This is a genomic window from Streptomyces graminilatus, from assembly GCF_001418565.1.
Lineage (GTDB): Bacteria > Actinomycetota > Actinomycetes > Streptomycetales > Streptomycetaceae > Streptomyces > Streptomyces graminilatus.
In genome coordinates this window covers 1-8,527 of the sequence record NZ_LIQQ01000240.1, presented here as the reverse complement: position 1 = coordinate 8,527, position 8,527 = coordinate 1, and the positions used below count along the sequence as shown (strand labels likewise).

Genomic DNA, 8,527 nt, shown 5'->3' with positions numbered 1-8,527 from the left:
GGCCGGGCCGGCCCCCCGCCCCGAGCCCGACTCCGACGATGTCGTGGTCGTCGTCTCGCGCCGCGGGGCCCCTATGTGGCGGGTCGTCCAGGAGATCGAGTCTGTACTAACTCCCAGACCTGGGAGTTAGGGGTACGCAGTACCTTTACGGGTGACACTGAGTGCCATACCCTGTGGCCGTGCACGGCGGCACGGCTACCCGCGCACCTTCGGAGCCAGGCCGAGCGCAGGGAGATGACACCGTGTACCACTCACCAGTCGCCACTCGTCCGATGACCGTCGGTTCCACCACGGGCCTGCTCGACGCCCCGGCCGAACCGAACACCCTTGTCTTCCAGCGCTGCGGCTGGTGCGCCAGTGCCATGTACCACCGGCTGCTCTGCCCGGTCTGCGGGGGCAGCGACCTGCGTACGGAGCGCAGCGGGGGCACGGGCACGGTCCGGCACGCCACGGTGGTCAACCGGAACACTCCGGGCGCGCGCAATGTGTCCCTGGTCGAGCTGGCCGAGGGCTTCGTGGTACGCGGCCGGGTGATGGGTCCGGCCGCCGGCATCCACAGCGGGGACCGGGTCCGACTGGCCACCGCGAAGGACCCGGTGCGCGGCGAGCCGGTGTTCCAACTGCTCGACGAGCCGTACCGCGCCTGGATCTGACATCTCGTCAACTTCCTTTGGGGTAAAGGCAATCCCATTGGTCGTCCTCCACAGGCAACCCACAGGTCCATGATCCCGTCCTCACGGGGTGAGAGGGGTCTGCCGGGTTTCCGGGGCCCCTGGGCAAGGGCCATGAGGAGGAGACCGTTGCTACGTGCGCGGCGAATATGGGTCACGGCCGCGGCGGTACTCGCGGTGGTGGGGGGATCGCCCGGATGGGCACAGGCTCAGCAGCCGAACCGGGCGGTGACGGCAGCTGAACAACTGCCCTCGGGCTGGACGTTCACCGGTGACGGTGCGCAGCGGCAGCTCGTCTGGCGCTCCGGCAGGCCGGTGCCGACGGGTGACGCGCGCGTCGAGTTCTACGCCGGCGACCGGCTGCTCGGCCGGCCCCTGGCCGCCAACGACGGCCGGACGTTCCGGCTTCCGCTGGAGGAGGCCCTGAAGGCAGGCGGCCTCAAGGGCGCCAAGGCGCTCGGGGACCTCCAAGTGCGCGCCGGTGGACGCCGGTTGGACGCCGCCGGTCTCGCGGCGGTCCCGGACCGGCACCGCGCGCCGATCGTGCCGCCCGCCCTGGCGCCGGCCAACCCCGTCGACCCCGGCAAGCCGGGCTCGTACCGTACGGTCTCGGGCGAGTACACGCTCGACCCGGTGAAACTGCCCGGGATGCCCGTACGGGCGGAGATGAAGGCCGTGGTCGTCGCCCCGACCGGGGCCACCGGCAAGAGGCCGCTCGCGCTGTTCCTGCACGGACGCCACTCCACCTGCTACAAGCCCGGCGGCGACGACGTCGACCTCACCTGGCCCTGCCCGGCCGGCGAGAAGCCGATTCCGAGCTACCTGGGCTATCTGCGCGACCAGAAGCTCCTGGCGTCGCAGGGCTATGTGACGGTGTCGATCTCCGCCAACGCCATCAACGCCCAGGACGGGGACATCGAGGACGCCGGGGCCCAGGCCCGCTCCTCCCTCGTCCGGCAGCATCTCGCCCGCTGGGCGGGCTGGGCGGCGAACCGGTCGTCGGCACCGGCGATCGTACGGACCGCGCCGGCCGCCGACCTGTCGCGGGTGCTGCTGGTCGGCCACTCGCGGGGCGGCGAGGGCGTCAACCGCGCCGCGATGGACAGCCTGTACCGGCCGCCGGCCGACCAGGACGGGTACGGCGGGCCGGTGCGCTGGAACATCCGGGGCACCGTCCTCATCGGCCCGACGATCTTCGGGCAGAACCCGGTCGCCGATGTGCCGTCGGTTTCGATCCTGCCCGGCTGCGACGGTGACGTGTCGGATCTCCAGGGCGAGCTGGCCGTGGACGGCACGCGCGGGATCAGCCGTGGCGCGGCCCTGCACAGCGCGGTCTACGTGATCGGCGCCAACCACAACTTCTTCAACACCGAGTGGACGCCGGGGCAGGCGCAGGCTCCGGCGAACGACGACTTCTGGTCCACCCCGGACGAGCCGGACCGGGTGTGCGACCCGGGCACCAGGACCCGGCTGACCGCCGACCAGCAGCACCGGGCGGGCTCCTCCTACATCGCGACGGCGGCCCGGCTGTTCGTCGCGGGCGACGACCGGGTACGTCCGCTGCTCGACGGCACCGGTCTGCGGGCGCCGTCCGCCGACCCGGCGCGCGTCCTCACGCACGCCGTGGGCGGCAACCGTACGGGCGGCATCCTGCCGGACGACGCGGTGACCGTGCGGGGCGGCGGCGGACGGCTGTGCGCGGCCGTGGACGACCGTCCTTCGGTCAGCTGTCTCACCACGGACAGCGGCCAGTCCCCGCACTTCGCGGCCTGGGCGGCCCCGCGCGAGGAAGGCCGCCGCGCGATCGCCCTCAAGTGGTCGCGGCCCGGTACCCCGGTGCGGGTGATCCCCGGGCGGCCGGTGTCCCTCGGCGGCGCCAAGGACCTCGCCCTGCGTGTGTTCGTACCGCCGAACACCACCGGAACCCAGCTGGACGTGTCCGTCACCGACACCGCCGGAAAGCGCGCCAAGCTCGGCCGGGTCCGCGTGGACGGGCTGCCCGGAACGGCGCGTACGGCCTCGTACTGGGCGCGGGAGGTCCGCGTACCGCTGGCCGCCGCCGGCCGGGCCGGGGTCGACCTGCGCAAGGTGCGGAGCGTGGAACTGACTCCGCGCAGCCGTGCGGGGCAGGCCTGGCTGGTCGACACCTGGGGCTGGCGCCCCGGCACACCCGCGGTGCGCACTGCCGCGCTGCCGCGCGTCGACCTCGGACGGCTCACCGTCAAGGAGGGCGACTCCGGCACCCGTACCTACCGGGTACCGGTCCGGATCTCCGGGCAGGGCAGTGGCACGGTCCGGCTGTACATCCAGCAGCCGGGGACGGACACGCTGACGAGCCGGGTGGTCACCGTGCGCCCCGGCCAGCAGAGCATCGTCGTGCCGGTGACGGTGAAGGGCGACACGCTGTACAGCTACGACGTCTGGCGCAGCATGGCCGTGAAGGCTGTGCGCGGGGCTGTCATCGGCATGTACAGCGGCGGGGTGACCGTCAAGAACGACGATCCTCAGCCCACGGTCACCATCACCCCGGTCGCGGACCGGGTCACCGAAGGACAGCCGCTGATCTGGCGCGCGACCCTGTCGGCGCCCGCCGCCGTCGAGATGTACGCGAGCCTGGACGTGCTGCCCTTCACCGGCGGCCCGGAACTGTCCACCACGGACGTCGACCCGACCTGGCTGGGGAACGTCTCCGGTCAGTTGCCGCTGCCGGAGCGGCCGCTGTCCGGCATCGACGGGCTCTCCCTCTTCACGACCGTCCCGCCGGGCCGGACGACCGCCGACCTGACCCTGCCGACGGTCGCCGACACGGTGGCCGAGCCGGAGGAGTCGGTGCGGCTGCGGGTGACCAACTACGACGAGGTGACCGGGGAGCCGATCCCCGGGCCGGAGTTCACGGGTACCGTGCGCGACGCGTCGTAGAAGTACGCCGGTGACCGAAGGCGGGACCGCTGCCCAGAGGGGCGCGGTCCCGCCTTCGGCCGTTCCCGGTCCCGGTCCCGTTCCCGTTCCCGGTCGCTGTCGCTGTCGCTGTCGCCGTCGCTGATTCTCAGTTGTCCACGAGGGTGATCCGGATGCCGACCGTGCCCTCCCTGCCACGCCGGAGCCGGCTGCCGAGCAGGGTGAGGCGGCCCAGTACGCCGTACTTGCGGGCGAGGAGCTGCCGGTAGGCGTCGGTCGCGGGCTGGTCGAGGATCTCGGCGGTGGCGGGTACCGGTTCGCCGGTCGGGTTGCCCCGGGCGTCGCAGGGGCCGACGAGGACATCGGCCCGGCCGCGGATCCGCTTCACCTTCCAGGAGTCCGCCGCCGACCAGGCGCCGAGCGCGTCCCCGTCCCGCACCACCCAGACCGGGGTGGCGACGGACGTGCCGTTCCGGCGGTAGCTGGTGATCAGCAGGTATTTGCCCGCGCCGAGCCGGTCAAGAGTGCTGATGTCGTCCATGTGTACGAGTTTAGGCGCCGGGGAAGGCTTTGCGAATCCGTTCACAATTCGTTCGTCAAGACCCTCGCAAACATCAACAACCTTGTCTAGATTACCGGTTGACACTCTTCACAGGTGCCTTGGAGCTGCCCCCGTGCCCGAGAACTCCCCGGCCGCGTCGCTGCACGCGCGGATCAATTCGCGCCAGCCGCACACGGCCCGGATCTGGAACTACTGGCTCGGCGGCCGGGACCACTACGAGGTCGACCGCGCGGCCGGTGACCGGATCCGTGAACTGCACCCCGGCATCGGCGAGTACGCCCTCGCGGACCGTCTCTTCCTGGGGCGCGCCGTGCGCCATCTGGTCACGGAGTGCGGGATCCGGCAGTTCCTCGACATCGGGACAGGGCTGCCGACCGCCGACAACACGCACGAGGTGGCCCAGCGGATCGCGCCGGACACCCGGGTCGTGTACGTGGACAACGACCCGCTCGTCATGGTGCACGCCCGCGCCCTCCTCACCAGCACCCCCGAGGGACGCACCGACCATGTCGACGAGGATCTGCGCAACGTCGACGCGATCCTCGAACAGGCCGCGCGCACCCTGGATCTCACCCGGCCCGTGGCCCTGATGCTGCTCGGGGTGGTCATCTTCCTCGGCGACGAGGACAACCCGCACGGTGTCGTACGACGCCTGCTGGACGCCCTTCCCCCGGGCAGCCATCTCGCGCTCTCGCACACCATCACCGGCCCGGCGCTGGCCGAGGTGGACTCGGCGGTCCGGTACTGGAACGCGCACGGCACCCCTCATCTGACCCAGCGCAGCCCCGCCGAGGTGGCGCGTTTCTTCGACGGTCTGGAACTGCTGGAGCCGGGCGTCGTGTCCTGTTCGCGCTGGCGCCCGGACAGGCCCCCCACCGGCGGGTGCGAGCCGGCGGAGGTCGCCATGTACTGCGGAGTGGCCCGCAAGGCCTGATCGGGTCCGCCCCTGGCAGACGGACCGGAACGGGATCTTGGAGTCGGTGAACACGAACACCGCTCGCCACGTATGAAAGTGAGGGTCTCTCAACGACCGGAGGGCCCCCGCGGTGTCGACACCGCGCATTCGGGGTTCGGGAGCCATTTGATGAGGCACGCACGACGACGGATCGTCCGGCGAGCGACACGGCTGGCGGCCGTCGGCGGAGTCATCCTCGGCGGGGTGATGGTCACCCAGGCCGTGGCGTCCGAACCTCCACCGGCCAATCTGCCGTTCAGCTCCGCCCAGGCGGCGGGCACCACCGGCAACGAGCTGGTCACCGAACTCGGTACCGACCGGACGGCGGGAAGCTGGATCGCGGCCGACGGGAAGCCGGTCGTCGCGGTGACCGACGCCGACGCGGCGGCGACGGTCGAGAAGGCGGGCGCCCGCGCCAAGGTCGTGGACCACAGCATGAACGACCTCAAGTCGGCGACGCAGGTACTGCGTTCGGCGCCGCGTGTGGCGGGCACGGCGTGGTCGGTCGACTACACGAAGAACGAGGTCGTCGTCCAGGCCGACAGCACCGTGTCGGCCGCCGACTGGGCCAAGCTGTCCGCGGTCGCCAAGAGCATCGGCGCCTCCGTACGCATGGAGCGGAGCCGGGGCACCTTCACCACCCGTATCAACGCGGCGCAGCCGATCCTGTCGACCGGCGGGCGCTGTTCGGCGGGCTTCAACGTGACCAACGGGTCGGGCGACTTCATCCTCACGGCCGGTCACTGCGGGCCGGGCGGCTCGGTGTGGTTCTCGGACACCGGGGCGTCGAACGAGATCGGCAAGACGGTCATCAGCAGCTTCCCGATCAACGACTACTCACTGGTGCAGTACAACGGCGGCTCGGCCGGTGACGGCGCCGATGTCGTCGCCATCGGCAACGGCCGGGGCGTGCGCATCACGGGTGTGGCCGATCCGACCGTCGGCCAGAAGGTGTTCCGCAGCGGCAGCACCACCGGGCTGCGCAACGGGAAGGTGACCGGGCTCAACGCCACCGTCAACTACCCGGAGGGCACGGTGTCGGGCCTGATCGAGACCACCGTGTGCGCCGAGGCGGGCGACAGCGGCGGCCCGTTGTTCTCCGAGGGCATCGCGCTCGGCATCACCTCGGGCGGCAACGGCGACTGCAAGACCGGCGGTACGACGTTCTTCCAGCCGGTGACCAAGGCGATGACCGCGCTCAATGTCCGGCTGATCGGCCAGGGGGGTCAGGCCGCCGCCGCGCCGCCCGGGGCGTCGGCCACCCAGAGCGCCGCCGCTCCCGGGGAGGCCCAGCCGGGCTCGGTGGCCCCGGTGACCGGCGGCTCCGCCGGGGAGGCACTGCTGGACAGGCTCTCGGACCCGAAGAACGTGGGCCCCGGGCTGCTGATCGTGGGCGGCAGCCTGGTCGCCCTGATCGCCACCCGGTGGTTCCGGGTGGAACAGGACCGCAGGGACTACCGCAGGTCGTACGCGGCGACCTGGAGATGACCACTGGCCCCCACCGGCCCGGCGGCTGCTCGTTTCGGCCCGCCGGCCGGTGGGGGCGCGCGGGGGCCGGTCGTTCCCCTGCGCGGCGTCGCTGCGGCAAACGCACGAAAGGCCGGGGCTTACGCGCTTCACGCGGCCCCGGCCCTGCTGTTTGGATGTCGAACGAAAGTGTTACTCGCCGCGCCCGGGGTGCGGGGAGACCGCGGCCCACTCGGCGACGAGCTGCTGATAGGTCAGCCGCTGCTCGCTGTTGAGAATCCCGCCCGACCGGCGCCACAGGGCCCGGATCTCTTCGTTGACGTCTGCTGCCGAGCGATCAGGGGCGGATTGAAGAGTGGTGGACATGCTGTGAAGCATATGCCGCCCTGCGTGAAGACCAACTGGATTAATACGGGCCTCTCCGGCATTGCTGACCGTGTTACTGATCACGTCCGCCCGTCCGTTCACCGACAGAGAAGGCGGAGAAGGCACGGAAAGGAGTTCGCGCCTTCTCCGCCCGGGTGTCTCAGGTGCCCGGCTTGCGGCCGTACACGAAGACGTCGTCGCCGACCTTCAGCAGCGACCAGTACTTCTTGGCGTCCTTCGGTGTCATGTTGGTGCAGCCGTGCGAGCCCGGCGGGTTCCACATGCTGAGCTTGACCGAGTGGAAGGCCTGGCCGCCGTCGAAGAACTGGCTGTACGGCATGGGCACGTTGTAGATGTCCGAGACGTGGTCGATGTCCCGCCAGTAGATCTTCTTCAGTCCGGTACGGGTCTCGAAGCCGTCACGGCCGGTGCGGACCGGTACCGGGCCGTAGACGAGGCGGTCGCCGTCCTGGATCCAGCTCAACTGGAGCGTGAGGTTGACGCAGGCGATACGGCCCTTGTTGACCGGGCAGTCGCCGTTCTTGTTGGGGTTGTTCCCCACGGCCCGCTGCTTCAGCATCAGGTCCATCACACCCCAGGTGACGGAACCCGCGTAGCCAACGCTGGGGGTGATGCCGTGCTTCTCCTGGAAGCCCTGGATGGCCTTGCAGTCACCGGCGGACTGCACGCCGTCGACGGGCCGCCCCAGGAACTTCTCGACCTTCTTCTGGTACGGGCCGGTCTGCGTCGTACAGCTCGCGGCCTGCGCCGGGGCGGTGCCGAGCACGATCGTGAGCGGCGCCACCAGCCCCGCGATCCCGAGTGCGACGACTCCCCTTCGGCGTGCGTCCCCCATGATGTTCCCTCTCCCCATGTGTACTGCGCCCAAGTTGTCATGAACTTTCTCTGCCCTACAAGACCAGCGAACCGGGTCATCGGTTGTGGTTCTGCCCAGTCCGGGACGAAACGGTGACCCCGTCGTGGCCTGCCGGTGTCCCCGGATACCGTGCGGGCATGTCCGTGTTCATACAGCAACTGCCCGCACTCCTGGGTGTCGTCATCGGCGCTCTCGGCTCCTACTGGGCCGTCGCACGAGGGGAGCGCGTCCGTGACCGGCGTGAGCGCGAGACACGGTGGGAGGAGCGGCGGCTCGCGGTGTACACGGACTACGCGCGGGTGCTCAAGAAATCGGTCACGCTGGCCTACCGGGTCGCGGCGAGCCTGGGCAACGACCCGCATACGCACCCGCTGACGCCCGAGGAGGCTGCACCGCTCATCGCCGAGGCGACCCTCGCCCAGGACCCGTACGCGGAGGCCCTGCTTCTGCTGGGCAACCCGGAGGTGGTGGCGAAGGCCCGGGAGTGGGTCATCACGGTGCTGGAGATGGAGGCGTTCCTGCGCGAGCGGACCCAGGATCCACAGGCCTGGCAGGCGTTGCTAGCACAACAGCGGGCCGGCGGACACGGCCGGATACCGCTAGGGGGCCGGGGAGGAGGCGTCGCCGGGTACCGGCAGGAGCGGCCGGCTCGCGGAGTGGCCCGGTGGCAGGGCCAGGTCCCTGCGTACGGCCGCGTAGTAGCCCTCGCGGCCGGCCCGCTGTTGTGCTAG

At 70.9% G+C, this 8,527-nt stretch carries 7 protein-coding genes and 1 pseudogene; 5 read left to right on the top strand and 3 right to left on the bottom strand.

Annotated elements, in window-relative coordinates; genetic code table 11:
• The first annotated feature begins 272 nt into the window (after positions 1 to 272).
• Entirely contained in the window at positions 273 to 653 is a 381-nt protein-coding gene (locus tag AOK08_RS20750; RefSeq protein ID WP_055528038.1) for a Zn-ribbon domain-containing OB-fold protein, read from the top strand.
• 132 nt (positions 654 to 785) lie between these two features.
• Positions 786 to 3,590 carry an alpha/beta hydrolase family protein gene (locus tag AOK08_RS20745; protein ID WP_198539324.1) on the top strand — a complete coding sequence of 935 codons (2,805 nt, stop codon included), beginning with the start codon at positions 786 to 788 and terminating at the stop codon, positions 3,588 to 3,590.
• Between the two features lie 127 nt (positions 3,591 to 3,717).
• Here the strand turns inward: AOK08_RS20745 and AOK08_RS20740 are convergent, their stop codons facing one another.
• Positions 3,718 to 4,110 carry a PPOX class F420-dependent oxidoreductase gene (locus AOK08_RS20740; RefSeq protein WP_055528034.1) on the bottom strand — a complete coding sequence of 131 codons (393 nt, stop codon included), beginning with the start codon at positions 4,108 to 4,110 and terminating at the stop codon, positions 3,718 to 3,720.
• 133 nt (positions 4,111 to 4,243) lie between these two features.
• Between AOK08_RS20740 and AOK08_RS20735 the strand changes: the two genes are divergently transcribed.
• A complete protein-coding gene (locus AOK08_RS20735) occupies positions 4,244 to 5,065 on the top strand; it encodes an SAM-dependent methyltransferase (RefSeq protein WP_055528032.1) in 822 nt (273 codons plus the stop codon).
• A 150-nt stretch (positions 5,066 to 5,215) separates the two neighbouring features.
• Positions 5,216 to 6,574 (top strand): S1 family peptidase, encoded by a 1,359-nt coding sequence (locus tag AOK08_RS20730; protein ID WP_055528030.1) that lies wholly within the window; start codon positions 5,216 to 5,218, stop codon positions 6,572 to 6,574.
• Positions 6,575 to 6,745: 171 nt separating this feature from the next.
• On the opposite strand, the gene AOK08_RS46615 is transcribed toward AOK08_RS20730, so the two are convergent.
• The gene (locus AOK08_RS46615) at positions 6,746 to 6,931 is read right to left on the bottom strand and encodes a hypothetical protein (RefSeq protein ID WP_055528028.1); all 186 of its coding nucleotides are present in this window, start codon (positions 6,929 to 6,931) and stop codon (positions 6,746 to 6,748) included.
• A gap of 148 nt (positions 6,932 to 7,079) precedes the next feature.
• Complete coding sequence (locus tag AOK08_RS20720; RefSeq protein ID WP_055528026.1) at positions 7,080 to 7,775, bottom strand: L,D-transpeptidase; 696 nt, start codon at positions 7,773 to 7,775, stop codon at positions 7,080 to 7,082.
• 158 nt (positions 7,776 to 7,933) lie between these two features.
• Here AOK08_RS20720 and AOK08_RS20715 point away from each other — a divergent pair.
• A pseudogene (locus AOK08_RS20715) lies at positions 7,934 to 8,386 on the top strand (hypothetical protein); the annotation flags it as partial.
• Positions 8,387 to 8,527: the final 141 nt, after the last annotated feature.

What these genes read in the sequence shown, in the direction of transcription:
- AOK08_RS20750 (WP_055528038.1), top strand. Translation starts at nt 273, where the DNA reads ATGACCGTCGGTTCCACCACGGGCCTGCTCGACGCCCCGGCCGAACCG.
- AOK08_RS20745 (WP_198539324.1), top strand. Translation starts at nt 786, where the DNA reads ATGAGGAGGAGACCGTTGCTACGTGCGCGGCGAATATGGGTCACGGCC.
- AOK08_RS20740 (WP_055528034.1), bottom strand. Translation starts at nt 4,110, where the DNA reads ATGGACGACATCAGCACTCTTGACCGGCTCGGCGCGGGCAAATACCTG.
- AOK08_RS20730 (WP_055528030.1), top strand. Translation starts at nt 5,216, where the DNA reads ATGAGGCACGCACGACGACGGATCGTCCGGCGAGCGACACGGCTGGCG.
- AOK08_RS46615 (WP_055528028.1), bottom strand. Translation starts at nt 6,931, where the DNA reads ATGCTTCACAGCATGTCCACCACTCTTCAATCCGCCCCTGATCGCTCG.
- AOK08_RS20720 (WP_055528026.1), bottom strand. Translation starts at nt 7,775, where the DNA reads ATGGGGGACGCACGCCGAAGGGGAGTCGTCGCACTCGGGATCGCGGGG.